This window comes from Klebsiella sp. HC6 (assembly GCF_022605325.1).
Taxonomy (GTDB): domain Bacteria; phylum Pseudomonadota; class Gammaproteobacteria; order Enterobacterales; family Enterobacteriaceae; genus Klebsiella; species Klebsiella terrigena.
The window spans coordinates 2,765,396-2,784,216 of record NZ_CP093276.1 but is presented as its reverse complement, the minus strand read 5'-3'; the positions used below and the strand labels follow the sequence as shown (position 1 = coordinate 2,784,216).

The 18,821-nt window shown below is 58.4% G+C and carries 17 protein-coding genes; 10 read left to right on the top strand and 7 right to left on the bottom strand.

Annotated features, from left to right (window positions below; translation table 11 throughout):
• The first annotated feature begins 9 nt into the window (after window positions 1-9).
• From rstA to tus, 3 genes are all read left to right on the top strand, one after another.
• A complete protein-coding gene (gene rstA / locus MMW58_RS13555) occupies window positions 10-726 on the top strand; it encodes a two-component system response regulator RstA (protein ID WP_045858496.1) in 717 nt (238 codons plus the stop codon).
• Between the two features lie 15 nt (window positions 727-741).
• Window positions 742-2,043 carry a two-component system sensor histidine kinase RstB gene (rstB, locus tag MMW58_RS13550; RefSeq protein WP_133599591.1) on the top strand — a complete coding sequence of 434 codons (1,302 nt, stop codon included), beginning with the start codon at window positions 742-744 and terminating at the stop codon, window positions 2,041-2,043.
• Between the two features lie 73 nt (window positions 2,044-2,116).
• Window positions 2,117-3,049 (top strand): DNA replication terminus site-binding protein, encoded by a 933-nt coding sequence (gene tus, locus MMW58_RS13545; RefSeq protein WP_241723588.1) that lies wholly within the window; start codon window positions 2,117-2,119, stop codon window positions 3,047-3,049.
• Here the strand turns inward: tus and fumC are convergent.
• Together fumC and fumA are read right to left on the bottom strand one after the other, a co-directional pair.
• Window positions 3,039-4,439 (bottom strand): class II fumarate hydratase, encoded by a 1,401-nt coding sequence (gene fumC, locus MMW58_RS13540; protein ID WP_241723587.1) that lies wholly within the window; start codon window positions 4,437-4,439, stop codon window positions 3,039-3,041. The genes tus and fumC overlap by 11 nt on opposite strands.
• 204 nt (window positions 4,440-4,643) lie before the next feature.
• Window positions 4,644-6,290 carry a class I fumarate hydratase FumA gene (fumA, locus tag MMW58_RS13535; protein ID WP_133599587.1) on the bottom strand — a complete coding sequence of 549 codons (1,647 nt, stop codon included), beginning with the start codon at window positions 6,288-6,290 and terminating at the stop codon, window positions 4,644-4,646.
• 196 nt (window positions 6,291-6,486) lie between these two features.
• Between fumA and manA the strand changes: the two genes are divergently transcribed.
• Both manA and MMW58_RS13525 read left to right on the top strand, forming a co-directional pair.
• Window positions 6,487-7,665, top strand: a complete 1,179-nt coding sequence (manA, locus tag MMW58_RS13530) for a mannose-6-phosphate isomerase (RefSeq protein ID WP_241723586.1) — start codon at window positions 6,487-6,489, stop codon at window positions 7,663-7,665.
• Between the two features lie 98 nt (window positions 7,666-7,763).
• Window positions 7,764-9,308, top strand: coding sequence for a YdgA family protein (locus tag MMW58_RS13525; RefSeq protein WP_241723585.1), 1,545 nt, complete (start codon window positions 7,764-7,766; stop codon window positions 9,306-9,308).
• A 26-nt stretch (window positions 9,309-9,334) separates the two neighbouring features.
• Here the strand turns inward: MMW58_RS13525 and MMW58_RS13520 are convergent, their stop codons facing one another.
• Entirely contained in the window at window positions 9,335-10,363 is a 1,029-nt protein-coding gene (locus tag MMW58_RS13520; RefSeq protein ID WP_041145808.1) for a Mal regulon transcriptional regulator MalI, read from the bottom strand.
• A gap of 172 nt (window positions 10,364-10,535) precedes the next feature.
• On the opposite strand from MMW58_RS13520, the gene malX reads away from it, so the two are divergent.
• Window positions 10,536-12,128: a maltose/glucose-specific PTS transporter subunit IIBC gene (gene malX / locus MMW58_RS13515; RefSeq protein WP_241723584.1), complete on the top strand. Its 1,593-nt coding sequence runs from the start codon at window positions 10,536-10,538 to the stop codon at window positions 12,126-12,128.
• 49 nt (window positions 12,129-12,177) lie between these two features.
• Window positions 12,178-13,350: a MalY/PatB family protein gene (locus MMW58_RS13510; protein ID WP_241723583.1), complete on the top strand. Its 1,173-nt coding sequence runs from the start codon at window positions 12,178-12,180 to the stop codon at window positions 13,348-13,350.
• Window positions 13,351-13,401: 51 nt separating this feature from the next.
• Here MMW58_RS13510 and MMW58_RS13505 read toward each other — a convergent pair whose 3' ends face one another.
• Window positions 13,402-13,761 carry a TonB family protein gene (locus tag MMW58_RS13505; RefSeq protein WP_241723582.1) on the bottom strand — a complete coding sequence of 120 codons (360 nt, stop codon included), beginning with the start codon at window positions 13,759-13,761 and terminating at the stop codon, window positions 13,402-13,404.
• 84 nt (window positions 13,762-13,845) lie between these two features.
• Window positions 13,846-14,874 (bottom strand): CorA family divalent cation transporter, encoded by a 1,029-nt coding sequence (locus tag MMW58_RS13500; RefSeq protein WP_045858516.1) that lies wholly within the window; start codon window positions 14,872-14,874, stop codon window positions 13,846-13,848.
• 263 nt (window positions 14,875-15,137) lie between these two features.
• On the opposite strand from MMW58_RS13500, the gene yedE reads away from it, so the two are divergent.
• The 3 genes from yedE (at window position 15,138) to MMW58_RS13485 (ending at window position 17,297) form a co-directional block, all read left to right on the top strand.
• Window positions 15,138-16,349 carry a selenium metabolism membrane protein YedE/FdhT gene (yedE, locus tag MMW58_RS13495; protein ID WP_045858518.1) on the top strand — a complete coding sequence of 404 codons (1,212 nt, stop codon included), beginning with the start codon at window positions 15,138-15,140 and terminating at the stop codon, window positions 16,347-16,349.
• Window positions 16,346-16,579 (top strand): sulfurtransferase-like selenium metabolism protein YedF, encoded by a 234-nt coding sequence (gene yedF / locus MMW58_RS13490; protein WP_041145813.1) that lies wholly within the window; start codon window positions 16,346-16,348, stop codon window positions 16,577-16,579. Before yedE ends, yedF begins: the two co-directional genes overlap by 4 nt.
• Before the next feature lie 271 nt (window positions 16,580-16,850).
• The gene (locus tag MMW58_RS13485) at window positions 16,851-17,297 is read left to right on the top strand and encodes a GNAT family N-acetyltransferase (RefSeq protein WP_133599573.1); all 447 of its coding nucleotides are present in this window, start codon (window positions 16,851-16,853) and stop codon (window positions 17,295-17,297) included.
• A gap of 44 nt (window positions 17,298-17,341) precedes the next feature.
• Here the strand turns inward: MMW58_RS13485 and metQ are convergent, their stop codons facing one another.
• Together metQ and ymcF are read right to left on the bottom strand one after the other, a co-directional pair.
• Window positions 17,342-18,157: a methionine ABC transporter substrate-binding lipoprotein MetQ gene (gene metQ / locus MMW58_RS13480; protein WP_241723581.1), complete on the bottom strand. Its 816-nt coding sequence runs from the start codon at window positions 18,155-18,157 to the stop codon at window positions 17,342-17,344.
• A gap of 348 nt (window positions 18,158-18,505) precedes the next feature.
• Window positions 18,506-18,694, bottom strand: a complete 189-nt coding sequence (gene ymcF / locus MMW58_RS13475) for a cold shock small protein YmcF (RefSeq protein WP_128878043.1) — start codon at window positions 18,692-18,694, stop codon at window positions 18,506-18,508.
• Between the last annotated feature and the right edge of the window lie 127 nt (window positions 18,695-18,821).

Sequence of the window (18,821 nt, the reverse complement as noted above, 5' to 3'; positions counted from 1 at the left end):
ATATAAAATATGAATAAGATCGTGTTTGTTGAGGATGATCCGGAAGTTGGCGCGCTGATCGCCGCCTATCTGGGTAAGCATGATATGGACGTGGTGGTTGAACCACGCGGCGACCGGGCGGAAGAGGTTATTGCGCGAGAAAAACCCGATCTGGTGCTATTAGATATCATGCTGCCGGGCAAGGACGGGATGACGCTCTGCCGCGACCTGCGCGGGCAGTGGCAGGGCCCCATCGTGCTGCTGACCTCCCTTGATAGCGATATGAACCATATTTTGTCGCTGGAGATGGGCGCGAGCGATTATATCCTCAAAACCACCCCACCTGCCGTGCTGCTGGCGCGGCTGCGCCTGCATTTGCGTCAGCACGTTGCCGTTCCGCTCACCTCCGCGCCCGCCTCGCTGACGCCGCATAAAACCATCGCCTTTGGCTCACTCTCCATCGACCCGGTGAACCGCCAGGTGCTGCTCGCCGGCGACAGCGTCGCGCTCTCTACGGCGGATTTCGAACTGCTGTGGGAGCTTGCGACCCATGCGGGACAAATTATGGATCGCGATGCGCTGCTGAAAAACCTGCGCGGCGTCACCTACGACGGTATGGACCGCAGCGTCGACGTGGCCATTTCCCGCCTGCGTAAAAAGCTTCTCGATAGCGCAACGGAACCCTACCGGATCAAAACGGTGCGCAACAAAGGCTATCTGTTTGCCCCCCACGCCTGGGACAATTAATTAACGGGTCCGGCTATGAAAAAGCTGTTTGTGCAGTTTTACCTCCTGCTGTTCGTCTGCTTTCTGGTTATGACCATGCTGGTCGGTCTGGTGTATAAATTTACCGCCGAGCGTGCGGGCCGCCAGTCGCTGGACGATCTGATGAAAAGCTCGCTATATCTGATGCGCAGCGAGCTGCGGGAAATTCCGCCGCGCGACTGGAGCAAAACGCTCAAAGAGCTGGACCTCAACCTGTCGTTCGATCTGCATATTGAACCGCTCAGCAAATTCAAGCTAGCGGAGAGCTCAATGCAGCATCTGCGCGCCGGCGACATCGTCGCCCTCGATGATGAGTACACCTTTATTCAGCGCATTCCGCGCAGCCACTACGTGCTGTCAGTGGGTCCGGTGCCCTATCTCTACTTTTTGCATGAGATGCGCCTGCTGGACGTCGCGCTGATGGCCTTTATCGCCATTTCGCTGGCGTTCCCGGTCTTCGTCTGGATGCGCCCGCACTGGCAGGATATGCTGCGCCTCGAAACCGCCGCCCAGCGCTTCGGCGAGGGGCATTTTAGCGAACGCATCCATTTCGATAGCATGTCCAGCTTTGAGCGGCTCGGCGTGGCCTTTAACCAGATGGCCGATAATATCAACGCCCTGATCGCCAGCAAAAAGCAGCTGATCGACGGCATTGCGCACGAACTGCGCACGCCGCTGGTTCGCCTGCGCTACCGCCTTGAGATGAGTGAAAATCTCACCGCCGCCGAATCACAGGCCCTAAACCGCGATATCGGACAGCTGGAAGCCCTTATCGAAGAGCTGTTAACCTACGCCCGTCTTGACCGGCCGCAAAACGAGCTGAGCCTGACCACCCCCGACTTCCCGGCCTGGATTGAGGCCCACGTGGAAGATATTCAGATGGTTAACCCGCAGCGCGAGGTGACCCTTCACGAGGTGGTGGCCGGCGACTACGGCGCGCTGGATATGCGCCTGATGGAGCGCGTGCTCGACAATCTGGTCAATAACGCGCTTCGCTACAGTAATCAGCAGATTCAGGTGAGCCTGACGCTGGCGGGATCGCGGGCGACGCTGCAGGTCAACGACGACGGCCCGGGCATCGACCCCGCCGAGCGCGAGCGCGTGTTTGAGCCGTTTGTCCGGCTTGACCCCAGCCGCGATCGGGCGACCGGCGGCTGCGGGCTCGGGCTGGCTATCGTCCACAGCATCGCCCAGGCGATGTCCGGCGAGGTGAGCTGCCGCACCAGCCCGCTGGGCGGAGCATGCTTCAGCTTTAGCTGGCCTATCTACCACCAGCTGCCGAATTTTACCTCTGGCTGACCCCACTTGCGCAGGCGCTGCGGCCTGCGTATAGTTAAAAATCGATTAGTATGTTGTAACTAAGGTGGCGAAGATGGCAAATTACGACCTCGTTGAACGACTCAATGGCACCTTTCGCCAGCTTGAGCGGGAGCTGCAGGAGCTGAAGCTGGCGCTAAGCCGCTGTCGCCTGCTTGCCGCTCGGGTATTTGAGCTCCCGGCGGTGAGTAAAGACGCCGAGCACGATCCGCTTGAGACGATTCAGGTCGTACAGCATATCGGTAAAACGGCGCTGGAGATGGCCCTCAGGCACTACGGCCATCTGTTTATCCAGCAGCAATCGGAAAGCCGCAGCAGCAAGGCGGCGGTGCGCCTTCCCGGGACTATCTGCCTGCAAACCAGCGCCGAGGAGCAGGCCGACCTGCGGCAAAAAATCGCCAGCATCAACGCGCTAAAGGCCACCTTCGAAAAAATCATTACCGTCGACTCCACCCTCCCCGCCGCGGCCCGCTTTGAGTGGGTTCATCGTCATCTGCCGGGATTAATCACCCTTAGCGCCTACCGCACGCTGACGCCGCTGTTCGATCCCAGCACCATCCGCTTTGGCTGGGCCAATAAGCACGTGATTAAGAATTTAACCCGCGATGAGGTGCTGATGCAGCTGGAAAAAAGCCTGCAGTCGCCGCGCGCGGTGCCGCCGTGGACGCGCGAGCAGTGGCAGAGCAAGCTGGAGCGGGAGTATCAGGATATTGCCGCCCTGCCGCAGCGGGCAAAGCTGAAGATTAAGCGGCCGGTGAAAGTCCAGCCTATCGCCCGCGTCTGGTACGCCGGCGAGCAAAAGCAGGTGCAGTACGCCTGCCCCGGGCCGCTGATTACGCTGATATCCGGCAGCCAGGGGGTTAGCGTGCCGGACATTGGCGAGTTACTGAATTACGATGCCGACAACGTGCAGTATCGCTATAAACCCCAGGCGCAGTCGCTGCGCCTGCTGATCCCGCGCCTGCACCTGTGGCTGGCTAGCGAGTAGCCATGCTGCCGACCATCTCTTCCGGTCGCACCCAGCTGTCGAACTCGGCTTCCGTCAGGTAGCCGAGCGCCAGCGCCGAGGCTTTCAGCGTCAGCCCCTCTTTATGCGCCTTTTTGGCAATTTCCGCCGCTTTGTCGTAGCCGATATGGGTATTCAACGCCGTCACCAGCATCAGAGACTCGTTGAGCAGCTGGTTGATGCGCTCCCGATTAGGCTCGATCCCGACCGCGCAGTGTTCGTTGAAGCTCTCCATGCCGTCGGCCAGCAGCCGCACCGACTGCAGGAAGTTATGGATAACCATCGGGCGATAGACGTTGAGCTCGAAGTTACCGGAAGCGCCGCCGATATTCAGCGCCACGTCGTTGCCCATTACCTGGCAGCACAGCATGGTCAGCGCTTCGCACTGCGTCGGGTTGACCTTGCCCGGCATGATCGATGAACCCGGCTCATTCTCCGGAATCGCAATTTCGCCGATACCGCAGCGCGGCCCCGAGGCCAGCCAGCGCACGTCGTTAGCAATTTTCATCAGCGACGCCGCCAGCCCCTTCAGCGCGCCGTGGGCGTGGACCAGCGCGTCGCAGGTTGCCAGCGCCTCAAACTTATTCGGCGCAGTAACGAACGGCTGGCCGCTACTCTCCGCCAGCTCTGCCGCGACCCGCACCGCGTATTCGGGATGGGTGTTCAGCCCGGTTCCCACCGCCGTACCGCCCAGCGCCAGCTCGCTCAGATGCGGCAGGCTCAGCTCAAGGTGGCGGAGGTTATGTTCGAGCATGGCGACCCAGCCGGAGAACTCCTGCCCCAGCGTCAGCGGCGTAGCGTCCTGCAGGTGCGTACGGCCGATTTTAACGATATCGCTGAACGCGGCGGATTTATCGCTGAGCGTTTTTCTCAGCACGTTAAGCTGGGGAATGAGCGTCTCCCGCAGCGCGATAATGGCCGCCACGTGCATCGCCGTCGGGAAGACGTCGTTGGAGCTCTGGCTCTTGTTGACGTCATCATTCGGATGCACCTTGCGCTCCATGCCCCGCACGCCGCCCAGCAGCTCGCTGGCCCGGTTTGCCAGCACCTCATTCATATTCATATTGCTTTGGGTACCGGAGCCGGTTTGCCAGATAGCCAGCGGAAATTCTGCGCTATGCTTTCCCGCCAGCACTTCATCGGCGGCCTCGACGATAGCCTGCGCTTTTTCGCCGGCCAGCAGGCCTAAATCCTGATTCACCTTCGCCGCCGCGCGCTTGGTCAACGCCAGGGCGTAGATCAGTTCGCCCGGCATTTTTTCCGTTGAGATACGGAAATGCTCCAGCGAACGCTGGGTTTGCGCGCCCCATAGCCTGTCGGCAGGAACCTCAATCGCGCCCATAGAGTCTTTTTCACTGCGATGCGTTGTCATTACTGTCTCCTTGAATAAAAAGTACGTAATTTCGACAAAGCCCACTGGCTTAAAAGCGTTAAGTATTGGTCAGATTTATAATTAGTTTTAGTCGTTCGTGCCGCTAAGCGACACAAATAGCCGCCCCGCAGAGCGCAGCGGCGGCGTGTTAAAAATACCTGCCGGTGGATTCGCCGGCAGGCGCTCACCCGACGATCGGGGCGATTATTTCACGCAGCTCGCGCACTGCGAGGTCTGGATCTGCTGGAAGAAGTCGTTGCCTTTATCATCCACCAGAATAAACGCCGGGAAGTCTTCCACCTCGATTTTCCAGATAGCCTCCATTCCCAGCTCCGGATAAGCCACGCACTCGAGGCTCTTAATACTCTGCTGCGCCAGCACCGCCGCCGGGCCGCCGATGCTGCCAAGGTAGAAGCCGCCGTGCTTGTGGCAGGCGTCGGTCACCTGCTGGCTGCGGTTGCCTTTTGCCAGCATCACCATGCTCGCGCCGTGCGACTGCAGCTGATCGACGTAGGAATCCATGCGCCCGGCGGTGGTCGGCCCCAGCGAACCGGAAGCGTAGCCGTCCGGCGTTTTGGCCGGACCCGCGTAGTAGATCGGGTGATCTTTGACGTACTGCGGCAGCGCCTCGCCGTTATCCAGCAGCTCCTTGAGCTTCGCGTGGGCGATATCGCGGGCGACGATAATCGTGCCGCTCAGCGACAGGCGCGTTGACACCGGATACTGCGACAGCAGCGCCCGAATCTCGCTCATCGGCTGGTTGAGGTTAACCTTCACCGCCTCCCCTTCGCCCGCCTGGCGCAGCGCCTGCGGAATATATTTGCCCGGATTGCTTTCCAGCTTCTCCAGCCAGATCCCGTGGCGGTTGATTTTCGCCTTGATGTTGCGGTCGGCGGAGCAGGAAACTCCCATCCCAACCGGGCAGGAGGCGCCGTGGCGCGGCAGGCGCACAACGCGGATGTCGTGGGCAAAGTACTTGCCGCCGAACTGCGCCCCGAGGCCGAGATTCTGGGCGGCCAGCAGCAGCTCCTGCTCGAGCTGCACGTCGCGGAACGCCTGGCCGTGCTCATTGCCCTCCGTTGGCAGGCCGTCGTAATAGTGGGTGGAGGCCAGCTTAACGGTTTTCAGCGTCGATTCCGCAGAGGTTCCACCGATAACAAAAGCAATGTGGTACGGCGGACAGGCGGCGGTACCGAGGGTGCGCATCTTCTCGACGAGGTAGTCCTTCAGCTTTGCCGGGGTGATCAGCGCCTTGGTCTCCTGGTAGAGATAGGTTTTGTTGGCCGAGCCGCCGCCCTTGGCGATGCAGAGGAATTTATACTCCTCGCCGTCGGTGGCGTAGAGGTCGATCTGCGCCGGCAGGTTGGTGCCGGTGTTGACCTCTTTATACATATCGAGGGCAGCGTTCTGCGAATAGCGCAGGTTGTCCTGAATGTAGGTGTTGTAGACGCCCTGCGCCAGCGCGGCCTCATCGCCGCCGCCGGTCCACACCCGCTGGCCCTTCTTGCCGGTAATAATGGCGGTGCCGGTGTCCTGGCAGGTCGGCAGAATGCCCTTAGCGGCGATATCGGAGTTACGCAGGAACTGCAGGGCGACGTATTTGTCGTTTTCGCTGGCTTCCGGGTCGCTGAGGATATCGGCCACCTGCTGCTGATGCGCCGGGCGCAGCATAAAGGAGGCGTCGTGGAAGGCGTGCTGGGCCAGCAGGGTTAGCGCCTGGGGTTCAACTTTAAGGACTTCCTGACCGGCGAATTCGGTAACGGAGACGTAGTCACTGCTGAGGAGATAATACTCGGTGTCATCCTTTTTGAGGGGAAAAGGATCCTGATAAACAAACGGTTTATTCGACATTGTGCTCTCACTTACTGCTTGGCTGATTATATTTCAGGCAGACACTCCATTTGCCTGTAGAAAAGCGAGTCGATCGATTTTACACAATTTTTTAACAAAAACTGAGACAAGGTCGACTTTTTCTTTCAGCAGTTGATTCTCAGGCGTTTACTGGTTTAATAGAGCGATTACTATCAAGTGGAAACAGGGATTGAGAATGCAGAAGCTCATTAACTCAGTACAGAACTATGCCTGGGGAAGTCACACCGCATTAACCGAACTTTATGGAATTGCTAACCCCAACAATCTGCCGATGGCGGAGCTGTGGATGGGCGCGCACCCGAAAAGTAGTTCACAGATCCTCGATGCCGGCGGCAGCCCGCGCTCGCTGCGCGAATTTATCGAGAGCGATAAAGCCAGCCTGCTCGGCAGCAAGGTCGCCGAGCGCTTCGGCGAGCTGCCGTTCCTGTTCAAAGTGCTGTGCGCCGCCCAGCCGCTGTCGATTCAGGTCCACCCGAATAAGCAGGCCTCTGAAATTGGCTTTGCCAAAGAGAATGCCGCCGGGATCCCACTTGATGCCGCGGAGCGCAACTACAAGGATCCGAACCACAAGCCGGAGCTGGTTTTTGCCCTGACGCCGTTCCTCGCCATGAACGCCTTCCGCGAATTTGCGGAAATCGCCGCGCTTCTGCAGCCGGTTGCCAGCGCCCATCCGGCGATCGGCGAGTTTCTCAGCAGCCCGGATGCTGAACGCTTAAGCCAGCTGTTCGCCAGCCTGCTGAATATGCAGGGCGAGGAAAAATCTCACGCCTTGAGCGTCCTGCAGTCGGCGCTCGACGCCGAACAGGGCGAACCCTGGCAGACTATTCGCCTGATCGCCGAGTTCTATCCGGACGATAGCGGCCTGTTCTCTCCTCTGCTGCTCAACGTGGTGAAGCTGAACCCTGGCGATGCCATGTTCCTGTTTGCGGAAACGCCGCACGCGTATCTGCAGGGCGTGGCGCTGGAAGTGATGGCCAACTCGGATAACGTGCTGCGCGCCGGCCTGACGCCGAAGTACATCGATATTCCGGAGCTGGTTGCCAACGTTAAGTTCGAAGCCAAACCGGCCGCCGAGCTGTTGACGCAGCCGCAGCAGCACGGCAACGAGCTGGACTTCCCGATCCCGGTCGATGACTTTGCCTTCTCCCTGCACGCGCTGTCGGCGCAGGAGTCCACCCTCGCCCAGCAGAGCGCCGCGATTGCTTTCTGCGTCGAAGGCGAAGCAACGATCCGCAAAGGCGAGCAGGCTCTGACCCTGAAGCCCGGCGAGTCGGCGTTTATTGCCAGCGATGAATCGCCGGTCACGGTGAGCGGCAGCGGCCGCCTGGCGCGCGTCTTCAATAAGCTCCAGTAAGTTACTGAAGTTTTTAGCCGCTCTTGCTAGACTTTGACCCATCATGACAGCACAACCAGGCGGCTTCTTGCGCCTGGTTTTATTTATGGACAAATACTATGAAGAAATCGCTGGTCGCAGCAGGAATTATCGTGGCCCTGGGCGTGGTCTGGACCGGAGGCTCCTGGTATACGGGCAAGCAGCTGGAAAGCCGGATCGCCGAGGTGGTACAGCAGGCTAATGCTCAGCTACAAAACAGCGCCCCGGAAGCCGGGCTGGAGCTGGGCTGGCAGAACTATCAGCGCGGCCTGTTCAGCAGCCACCTGCAGCTGGTTGTGAAGCCTGCAGCGGGCAAAGAGAGCAGCTGGCTCGCGGCCGGACAGCCGCTGGTGTTTGACGAAGTCGTCAGCCACGGGCCGTTCCCGCTGGCGGCGCTGAAAAGCGGCCACTTTGCCCCGTCGATGGCCTCGGTCAAAACCACGCTGGTCAATAACGAAGCCAGTAAGGCGCTGTTTGATATTGCTAAAGGCAGCACGCCGTTTACCATCGACACCCTGATTGCCTACAGCGGCGACAGCCGGTCGGCTATCGACCTGAAGCCCCTGGATTACAGTAAAGGCGACGAAAAGGTCACCTTTAGCGGCGGCCAGTTCCAGCTCAATGCCGATCGTGACGGCAAGGCGATCGCGCTGACCGGTGAAGCGGGCAGCGGCCAGATCAACGCGGTCAACGAGTACAACCAGAAAGTACAGCTCAACTTCAGCAATCTGAAAACCGACGGCGCCACCGAGATGACCAGCTTTAACGAGCGCATCGGCAAGCAAAAAGTGTCTCTTGAGAAGCTGGCGATTGGCGTCGAAGGCAAAGAGCTGGCCCTGCTGGAAGGGATGAATATCGACGGCAAATCGACGCTGACCGAAGACGGCAAGGGCATCAACAGCCAGCTTGATTACACCGTTAACAGCCTCAAGCTGCAGAACAAGGATCTGGGCAGTGGCAAGCTGACCGTGAAGCTGGATAATCTCGACGGCCAGGCGTGGCACCAGTTTAGCCAGCAGTACAATAGCGAAGCGCAGGCGCTGATGGCGAAGCCGGAGCTGGCGCAGAATCCGGAGCTTTACCAGCAGGCGCTGACCGAGACCTTCTTTAAGGCGCTGCCGGTGCTGCTGAAGGGCGGCCCGTCGCTGACCATCGCCCCGCTGAGCTGGCGCAACGCGAAGGGCGAAAGCACCTTTAATCTCTCAATTTTGCTGAAAGATCCGACCGTGGTTACCGCGCCGGCGCAAACCCTGGCCGACGAAATTGACCGCAGCGTGAAGTCTCTGGACGGCAAGCTGGTCGTTCCGGTAGAGATGGCGACCGAATTTATGACCCAGATTGCGGGTCTCGAAGGCTATCAGCCGGCTGACGCGGCGAAGCTTGCGGATCAGCAGGTCAAAGGCCTGGCGGCTATGGGACAGATGTTCCGCATCACCGCCATGGAGAATAACGCCATCACCTCCAGCCTGCAGTATGCTGAAGGCCAGGTCACCCTGAACGGACAGAAAATGCCGCTGGATGAGTTCGCCGGGATGTTCGGCCTGTCGGTTCCCGCGGCGTCAGATTCCGCTCCGCAGAGCGCGGAGCCGGAAGAGCTGATCCCGCCGGTGACGCCTCAGCAGTAAGACGCGAAATAGCCCTCTCCGGAGGGCTATTTTCTGGTCACCAGCCGCGGCGGCATGATCTGGTTGCGCGCTGATTCCGGCCCCTTTTCAAGACGACGCAGAATACACCCGGCGAGGCTTTTGCCCATCTCTCGCGCCGGCGTGGTCACCCAGGTTAGCGGCACGTCATCCAGCGCAGCCTCCGGTACTTCGGCGAACGCCGCCAGCGCAATGCGCTGCTCAAAATAGCTTTCCACGCTGTCTTCGCCGCTCTGGCGCCCTGCCCGCATCAGGCCAAACCACGCGCCGGTGGCGATCACGCTGTTGTAGCACAGCACCGCGGTGATGGTCGGATTTTGCCGCAGCAGTGAAGCCATCGCCTCCGCCGCCAGCTTCTGGCTCGACTCGCACTCCACCACCCATTCGCTATGAAACGGCAGGCCATACTTCAGCAGCGTCGCGCAGTAGCCGCCCACCCGCTCGGCGCGGGTTAACGACGAGCTTTGCCCGCCCAGCCAGGCAATACGCTGATGCCCGCGGCGGATAAGATGCTCGGTGACCATCTGCGCGGCCTGCATATTATCCGGGCGGATTAAATCAATATCCTCGAGGTAGCTGGCCCGGGAGGCAAACACCAGCGGCATGCCGACCTCTGCCGCCCGGTCGCGCAGCTCGCCGCCCTGGTCGATAGCGCCGGCAATAATCACCCCGTCGACCCCTTGCGAAACCAGAGTTTCAAAACGCTGGAGCATTTTTTCGCCCCGACGCCCGCCCTGCGTGAGGAAGACCATCTTGCCTGCGGATTCGAGAGCGTCCGTCAGCCCTGCGGTAAGCTCCGCGTAGAAGGGCTTCGAGAGGTCACTGACGATGAGTCCAATCACGTCGCTCTGCCCGCCGCGCAGCGAGGCCGCCTGGCGGTTGCGGACAAAGCCCAGGTGCTCAATGGCCTGATTGACGCGTTCGCCGGTGGCGGAAGAGATGCGGCCTTTGCCGCTCAGCACCAGCGACACCGTGCTGACCGAAACGCCCGCGGCCTGGGCCACATCGTTAATGGTGATCTTTCTTGCGATAGCCATACCTGCAACCGACTCCCTGTGGCTGTCGATAAAACGTTTTATCAATGAGTGACCTTTATAAACGTTATTATCGCTTGATTATGTGATTTTTATCGCACTAAAAAGTGGTAAAACGTTTTATCTTTCCGTGACGTTACATCCTACCAATAACCTAAGCAGCAGGATTCGTGTTATGACGGCGAAAACAACTCCAAAAATTACGTTGTGGGAATTTTTCCAGCAGTTAGGGAAAACCTTTATGTTACCCGTGGCCCTGCTCTCATTCTGCGGGATCATGCTGGGCATCGGCAGTTCCTTAAGTAGCCATGATGTCCTCACCCTGCAGCCGTGGCTCAATACCCCGCTGCTACAGGCGGTGTTCGTGTGGATGAGCAAGATCGGCTCTTTCGCCTTCAGCTTCCTGCCGGTGATGTTCTGTATTGCCATTCCTCTTGGCCTGGCCCGCGAAAATAAAGGCGTCGCCGCCTTTGCCGGCTTCGTCGGCTATGCGGTAATGAATCTCGCGGTCAACTTCTGGCTGACGGCGAAAGGCATTCTGCCGACCACCGATGCGGCGATCCTTAAAGCCAACAATATCCAGAACGTTATCGGCATTCAGTCGATCGATACCGGGATCCTCGGCGCGGTGATCGCCGGGATTATTATCTGGCTGCTGCACGAGCGTTTTCACAATATCCGCCTGCCGGACGCGCTCGCCTTCTTCGGCGGCACCCGCTTTGTGCCTATTGCGACGACCGTGGTGATGGGGCTGGTTGGCCTCGCCATCCCGCTGGTTTGGCCGATCTTTGCGATGGGTATCAACGCCCTGGGCAGCGTCATTAACAGCGCGGGCAACTTTGGTCCGATGATTTTCGGCACCGGTGAGCGTCTGCTGCTGCCCTTCGGCCTGCAGCATATTCTGGTGGCGCTGATCCGCTTTACCGAAGCGGGCGGCACCATGGACGTCTGCGGCCACAGCGTCAGCGGCGCGCTGACCATCTTCCAGGCCCAGCTGAGCTGTCCGGAAACCCACGGTTTCTCCGAAAGCGCCACCCGCTTCCTCTCGCAGGGCAAAATGCCGGCGTTCCTCGGCGGCCTGCCGGGCGCGGCGCTGGCCATGTACCACTGCGCACGCCCGGAAAATCGCCACAAAATTAAGGGCCTGCTGATCTCCGGCGTGATTGCCTGCGTTATTGGCGGCACCACCGAGCCGCTGGAGTTCCTGTTCCTGTTCGTCGCCCCGGCGCTGTACCTCATCCACGCCCTGCTGACCGGCCTTGGCTTCACCATCATGGCGGTGCTTGGGGTAACCATCGGCAATACCGACGGTAACGTGATTGATTTTGTGGTCTTCGGCATCCTGCACGGCCTCTCGACCAAGTGGTATCTGGTTCCGGTGGTCGCCGCCGTTTGGTTCGCGGTGTACTACGGCATCTTCCGCTTCGCCATCACCCGCTTTAACCTCAAAACGCCGGGTCGCGATATCGAAAACAGCGCCGCCTTTGAGAAAGCCACCGCCGGTAGCGTCGGCAAGTCCGGCTATAACGTGCCGGCGATCCTCGCCGCGCTGGGCGGCGCGGAGAACATCACCTCCCTGGATAACTGCATTACCCGCCTGCGCCTGTCGGTCAGCGACATGAGCAAAGTCGACGCCGCCGCGCTGAAGGCCAACCGCGCCATTGGCGTCGTTCAGCTTAATCAGCATAATCTACAGGTGGTCATTGGGCCGCAGGTCCAGTCGGTGAAGGATGAGATGAGCGTCCTGATGAATACCGTCCAGGCATAAACGCCGCGCCCCCTCCCACCAGGAGGGGTTTCAGATAAAGGAAGTTCCGATGTTTGATTTCTCAACGCCCGTCGATCGCCACGGTACCTGGTGTACGCAGTGGGATTACGTCGCCGACCGCTTCGGCACCGCCGACCTGCTGCCCTTCACCATCTCCGACATGGATTTCGCCACCGCGCCGTGCATTCTTGACGCCGTCAGCCAGCGCCTGGCCCACGGCGTGCTGGGCTACAGCCGCTGGAAAAACGACGAGTTCCTCGGCGCCGTTAGCCACTGGTTTGCCAGCCGTTTTCAGAGCCCCGTCGAGAGCGATGCCATCGTCTACGGGCCATCGGTGATTTATATGGTGGCAGAAACCATTCGCCAGTGGTCCGATGCGGGCGACGGAGTGGTGGTGCACACTCCGGCCTACGATGCTTTCTATAAGACCATTGCCGGCAACCAGCGCCGGCTGGTCCCGGTCCCGCTCGCCGCTCACGATGGCCAATGGCGCTGCGATATGGCCGAGCTGGAGCGGGCTCTGGCCGAACCGCGCAATAAAATCCTGCTGCTCTGCAGCCCGCATAATCCCACCGGTAAGGTCTGGAGCCGCGACGAGCTGGCGACGATGGCCGAGCTCTGCAACAAGCACGGCGTCAAGGTTATCAGCGACGAAATCCATATGGATATGACCTGGGAAAACCACCGGCATACGCCGTGGTGCGACGTCGCCCGCGGCCCGTGGGCGCTGTTTACCTCCGCGTCGAAAAGCTTCAATATTCCGGCGCTGACCGGCGCCTATGGCCTGATTGACGACGCGGCTACCCGCGAGGGCTACCTCAACGCGCTGAAATCGCGGGATGGCCTCTCCTCGCCCTGCGTCCCGGCGCTGGTTGCCCATATTGCCGCCTATCGCGAAGGCGCCGGCTGGCTGGACGCGCTGCGGGCCTATCTGCAGGAAAATCTGCGCTATATTGCCCGAGAGCTGAATCAGGCTTTCCCGCAGCTGAACTGGCAGCCGCCGGAGGCGACCTATCTGGCGTGGATCGACCTGCGGGCGCTCAAGGTGGACGATAGCGCCCTGCAGCAGGCGTTAATCCACGAGCAAAAGATTGCTATCATGCCGGGTTCGACCTACGGCGAGGAGGGCGCGGGGTTTGTGCGCCTCAACGCCGGGTGTCCGCGGGTCAAGCTTGAGAAAGGAGTTCAGGGGCTGATTGCCGCCCTGCGTTCGCTGACGTAGCGCTTCACGAAGCGTTACGCCAGGCGCCGCGTAACGCTCATCCACGCGCCCTCACAGACCCTGTGGATTGACCGGCGCGAAGCTGAAGCGAAAGCGCATCTCCATGTTGTTGTACGGTTTATTCTTCTCGAACTCCCACTGCGCCATCGCCATCACCACCGCCTCATCAAACAGATAGCGGGGCTGCGAGTCCACAATCCGCAGCTCCTCAACTTTGCCCTGCGCGTTGACATCATAGACAACCTGAACGTAGCCCGTCAGATGGTTGGCGTAGGCCACAATCGGATAGACCGGCTGGCTCTTTTTCAGCAGCTTCGGCTGTGATGATGGTTTTTTAACGCCGTCGGTCGCGCAACCCGACAGCAGAAGCAACAGCAGGCATGGGGCCAGCACTGCGCCGATTCTCGTCATCCCTTAACTCCTTATTGATAATTCCTATCAATAAGGTAGCGCAAGCCGGCGCCGCGGTCTTCTACCGAAAATAATAGCTGACGCCTAAAGATCGTCCCGCCGCCGAAAGGCCAGGTACCCGGCGCCGACCGTAAAGATGCCGACAATGAGCACCAGCAACATGAAGCCATGATGGTTGGTCGACAGCGGAATGCCGCCGACGTTCATGCCAAAGAAGCCGGCCACGATGTTAATCGGCAGCGCCAGAACGGTAATCACCGTCAGGGTATACAGCGTGCGGTTGCTTTGCTCCATTTGCCTGGCGGTGATCTCTTCCTGAAGCAGGCTAATCCGCTCGATCAGGCCGGATAAATCGTTCAGCACCACGGTAAACTCCTCCGTGAACTGGCGAAACTCCTGAACTACCGCCCGGTCAATCCATGCCGGAGGGCGATTCAGCAGACGGAACATCGCCGCCGGTTCCGGCGCCAGCAGACGCTGAAAGCGCAGCAGCATGCGCCGCAGGCGCGCCAGATCGGCACGGTTGCGCTGAACGTGGTTACTGAGCAGCCGCTCTTCGATGGCATCAACGTGGCGGCTGGCCTGCCGGACCACCTGCTCCAGCACCTCCTCCTGCTCTTCCAGTAAAAAGGCCAGCAGCTCGGTAGAGGAGTTCACCTTTAGCGCTGCCAGCCGCGGCAGCATCCATTCAATAAAGCGCAGCGGCTTATAGCGCGCCGTCACCACCAGCTTCTGGCTGCAGTAGAGCCACAGGGTTGATGTTTCAGAGGTGGTCTCTTTGGGGTTAAACAGCACGTCGTTAAGGACGGCAAACAGGCTGTCGCCCTGGCGTTCGATGCGCGTGGTGTGGGAACCATCGCGGATCTCTTCAAAGAAGAAGTCGTCGACGGGAAAATGCGCCATCAGCCATTTTTCGGCGGTGGCATGATTCAGGTTGAGGTGCAGCCAGACGAAATCATTTTCGCCAGCCAGCTCATGATATTCGGCGCAGACCTCATTGGAGGATATTTGCCGCGGCGCGTTGCCTTCACGGAACAGATAGCCATAAACCAACCCGGACACTTCCATATCAAAATCGGGCTTTAACATTTTTAACGTAACGTCTTGACTCATATATCCCTCAGGATCTCATTGAGCAGTATTCGGGCCCGAACGCGGTCATCTTTCGCTATTTTAGCCACCTTGGCAAGGTTAATGATTTGGTCATAAAACGGTAGCCTGACTGACATATTTGCTTTATCCAGAGGCGTTAATTATGCGCAGGAAAAATAGGCCTTTTGATCCCGTCGAGCGTTTTGGCATGGCCACCAGCGTATTATTCCCTGCTCTTAAACCCCGCCAGGGGTGATTTACCTTCTGAGTTCAGAGGCCTCTCTATGACATGGCAGCAGTTCAAACAAACCTATCTGATTAAATTCTGGGCACCCGCCCCGGCGGTTATTGCCGCAGGGATTCTTTCGACTTATTACTTTGGTATTACCGGCACCTTCTGGGCCGTTACCGGCGAATTTACCCGCTGGGGCGGGCAGCTGCTGCAGCTTGCCGGCGTGCACAGCGAGCAGTGGGGCTACTATAAGCTCATCCATCTTGAGGGGACGCCGTTAACCCGCATCGACGGAATGATGATTATTGGCATGTTTGGCGGCTGTTTTGCCGCCGCGCTGTGGGCGAATAACGTTAAGCTGCGCATGCCGCGTAGCCGAATCCGCATTATCCAGGCCGTCGCTGGCGGTATTATTGCCGGCTTTGGCGCCCGCCTGGCGATGGGCTGTAATCTGGCGGCCTTTTTCACCGGGATCCCCCAGTTCTCGCTGCACGCCTGGTTTTTCGCTATCGCCACCGCTATCGGCACCTGGTTTGGCGCCCGTTTCACCCTGCTGCCTATTTTTCGCATTCCGGTAAGGATGCAGAAAGTCTCCGCGGCCTCGCCGTTAACCCAAAAACCTCAGCAGGCCCGGCGCCGTTTTCGTCTCGGCATGCTGGTCTTTTTCGCCATGATAGCCTGGGGTCTGCTGACCGCGGTCGACCGGCCGAAGCTGGGGCTGGCCATGCTCTTTGGCGTCGGCTTTGGCCTGCTTATCGAACGGGCGCAGATCTGCTTCACCTCGGCGTTTCGCGATATGTGGATAACCGGCCGGACCTATATGGCCAAAGCCATTATTTTCGGCATGGCCGCCAGCGCAATCGGCATCTTTAGCTACGTGCAGCTCGGAATGGAACCGAAAATCATGTGGGCCGGTCCCAATGCGGTCATCGGCGGTCTGCTGTTCGGTTTTGGGATCGTTCTCGCCGGAGGCTGTGAAACCGGCTGGATGTATCGCGCCGTTGAAGGCCAGGTTCACTACTGGTGGGTCGGGCTGGGCAACGTTATCGGTTCAACCATTCTGGCCTACTTCTGGGACGACCTGTCGCCAGCGCTGGCCACCAGCTGGGATAAGGTCAATTTGCTGGCCACCTTCGGTCCTTTCGGCGGTCTGCTGGTCACCTATCTCCTGCTGTTTATCGCCCTGATGCTGGTCATAGCCTGGGAAAAACGCTTTTTCCGTCAAAAATCTGCCGCCCTTGCCGGCGCTAAGGACACCGCATGAAAACTATCGTTCCAGATTACCGCCTCGATATGGTCGGCGAGCCCTGCCCCTATCCTGCCGTCGCGACGCTTGAAGCAATGCCGTCATTGAAGAAGGGGGAAATTCTCGAAGTGGTCAGCGATTGCCCGCAGTCGATCAACAATATTCCGCACGATGCGAAAAACTACGGCTACACCGTACTGGATATTCAGCAGGATGGGCCCACCATCCGCTACCTGATTCAGAAATAGATCGGTAAAAGCGGCAGGCCGCCGGCCTGCCGTTCGGCCAAAAAAGCAGCGAGGCCAGAACGATAAGCGGCTATTTTTTGGCCAGGATATGATTTCGATCGCGATTCCCGCGCCTTATTTCGCTCCCAGGGCAATTTGCCTGGCGAACGGACGTCAATAAGACGCCACGCGCGCGGCAACCTCGCCGTACAGCGGCCAGCCCTCGTTCCCCCCCGGTTTACCTGAAGCCGATTTGTAATACAATTAGCCTACTTTTAGCGTGAGGTACGTAATGAACATATTTCAAGCCCAGCCCCAGGATGTCGATAAAATTCTGCCGCTGTATCTAGGCTATCGTAATTTTTATCAGGTAGAAGCCCAGCCGGTTCAGGCCCGTGAGTTTATTCTCAAACGTTTAGAGCTGAATGAATCGGTTATCTTTTTCGCGGAAGTTGACGGCCAGCCCGCCGGCTTCGCGCAGCTCTATCCGCTGTTCTGCTCATTAGAAATGAAAAGAATCTGGCTGCTTTACGATCTCTTCGTCGATGGCAAATCACGTAAACACGGCGTCGCGCAGAAGCTTATCGAGCGCGCAGAGCAGCTGGCTACGGAAACAGATTCCGCCTTTATCATGCTCAGTACCGCGACCGACAACGCCCCGGCGCAGGCGCTGTACGAACGCAACGGCTTCGTGCGCGATACGGACTTTTTTGTCTACAATAAAATGCTGAACAAATAAGCGATATTCGATATCAGGGCCTCGCCCTGATATCGAAAGAGAGATTACCAGCCCTTAACCGCGTCGCCTTTATACAGTTCCGCCGCCGCCGCGGCCACCTCATCGGTCTGATACGCTTTCACCAAATTTTTTACCTTATCGCTATCTTTATTATCGACGCGGCTGGCAAAAATATTGACGTACGGCGAGTTCTTATCTTCGACGAATAGCCCGTTACGGCTCGGCGAGAGTCCGATCTGGCTGGAAAACGTCGTATTGATAACCGCGAGAGATATTTGCCTGTCGTCCAGCGCGCGCGTCAGCTGCGGAGCCTCAATCTCAACAATTTTTAAGCGCTTCGGATTATTGACGATATCCAGCGCTGTCGGCAGGAGACCAACGCCCTCTTTAAGGGTAATCAGCCCCTGCTTTTGCAGCAGAAGCAGCGAACGCCCAAGGTTTGTCGGATCGTTCGGCACGGCAACCTGCGCGCCGTCCGCCAGCTGGTCGATAGCGGTAATCTGCTTCGAATAGGCGGCAATAGGATAGACAAAGGTGTTGCCCACCGCTACCAGCTTGTAGCCGCGCTCCTGAATCTGCTTATCAAGATACGGCTTATGCTGAAAAGCGTTGATGTCGAGATCGCCGTTATTGAGCGCCTCGTTCGGCAGAACGAAGTCGTTAAAGGTCACCACTTCGACGTCGAGGTTGTACTTCTCTTTCGCCACCTTTTGCACCACCGACCACACCTGCTGGTCAATACCGGCGCTGATCCCCACCTTGATATGATTAGGATCCCCTCCCGCGGGGCCGCAGGCGGTCAGGAGCAGCGAGCCGGCAACGGCCAGCGAAACAGCAAATTTTTTTAGAGTGAATACCATAGTCCCGGAGTCCTTTTTAAAATAGCCTGCCAGTCATTGCAGGAAAAGTAGCACCCGGAACTATAGAAAATATCATCGCCAAAATTAAATACTGATTCACTATGATTAATAGCGTTTTGCTATGAGCGCGGACGGCAGGCCGTCGTTGGTCCACGCTCTCTGCGGCGCGGCCAACGCTGTACGCCAAAATAGCAAAACCCCGGCGCTGGCCGGGGCTAGATTTACGGGGTTCGCAGCGAATTTCGTCAGATGCGCGGGCGCCAGCGCCCTGGGAGCATTTGAATCATCCCGTGGTGGAGCCTGACACCGTCGCACAGATGTTAAAAGACCCCTTTCGGGGCCTTTTGATTAATTGCGTAATCCAGATACGGTGGCTTTTGCCGAAATATAGGGGGCAATATTATCAAATGTAATCATCGAGGATTTACAAAAGATACATTTCGCACCGAATGGATTGCTTTCAGATACATCATAGTTTGATGTTCTGTACTGTGACCCATGGCAGCATGGGCACCTGAAATGAATGTGGTCAGTCATGATGTTAGCCTTCTATTTGCTACAACATTCACTACCGCAGGGGCATTTAGCCATATTTAACTGAAGGTTCTTCTTGACCTTCAATGACAGCGGAAATCACTGTTCGAATGGTTGGTAAAACAAAGAC

Bases quoted from the DNA above. Each gene is read 5' to 3' on its own strand.
- rstA (WP_045858496.1), top strand. From the start codon at position 10: ATGAATAAGATCGTGTTTGTTGAGGATGATCCGGAAGTTGGCGCGCTG.
- rstB (WP_133599591.1), top strand. From the start codon at position 742: ATGAAAAAGCTGTTTGTGCAGTTTTACCTCCTGCTGTTCGTCTGCTTT.
- tus (WP_241723588.1), top strand. From the start codon at position 2,117: ATGGCAAATTACGACCTCGTTGAACGACTCAATGGCACCTTTCGCCAG.
- fumC (WP_241723587.1), bottom strand. From the start codon at position 4,439: ATGACAACGCATCGCAGTGAAAAAGACTCTATGGGCGCGATTGAGGTT.
- fumA (WP_133599587.1), bottom strand. From the start codon at position 6,290: ATGTCGAATAAACCGTTTGTTTATCAGGATCCTTTTCCCCTCAAAAAG.
- manA (WP_241723586.1), top strand. From the start codon at position 6,487: ATGCAGAAGCTCATTAACTCAGTACAGAACTATGCCTGGGGAAGTCAC.
- MMW58_RS13525 (WP_241723585.1), top strand. From the start codon at position 7,764: ATGAAGAAATCGCTGGTCGCAGCAGGAATTATCGTGGCCCTGGGCGTG.
- MMW58_RS13520 (WP_041145808.1), bottom strand. From the start codon at position 10,363: ATGGCTATCGCAAGAAAGATCACCATTAACGATGTGGCCCAGGCCGCG.
- malX (WP_241723584.1), top strand. From the start codon at position 10,536: ATGACGGCGAAAACAACTCCAAAAATTACGTTGTGGGAATTTTTCCAG.
- MMW58_RS13510 (WP_241723583.1), top strand. From the start codon at position 12,178: ATGTTTGATTTCTCAACGCCCGTCGATCGCCACGGTACCTGGTGTACG.
- MMW58_RS13505 (WP_241723582.1), bottom strand. From the start codon at position 13,761: ATGACGAGAATCGGCGCAGTGCTGGCCCCATGCCTGCTGTTGCTTCTG.
- MMW58_RS13500 (WP_045858516.1), bottom strand. From the start codon at position 14,874: ATGAGTCAAGACGTTACGTTAAAAATGTTAAAGCCCGATTTTGATATG.
- yedE (WP_045858518.1), top strand. From the start codon at position 15,138: ATGACATGGCAGCAGTTCAAACAAACCTATCTGATTAAATTCTGGGCA.
- yedF (WP_041145813.1), top strand. From the start codon at position 16,346: ATGAAAACTATCGTTCCAGATTACCGCCTCGATATGGTCGGCGAGCCC.
- MMW58_RS13485 (WP_133599573.1), top strand. From the start codon at position 16,851: ATGAACATATTTCAAGCCCAGCCCCAGGATGTCGATAAAATTCTGCCG.
- metQ (WP_241723581.1), bottom strand. From the start codon at position 18,157: ATGGTATTCACTCTAAAAAAATTTGCTGTTTCGCTGGCCGTTGCCGGC.
- ymcF (WP_128878043.1), bottom strand. From the start codon at position 18,694: ATGACTGACCACATTCATTTCAGGTGCCCATGCTGCCATGGGTCACAG.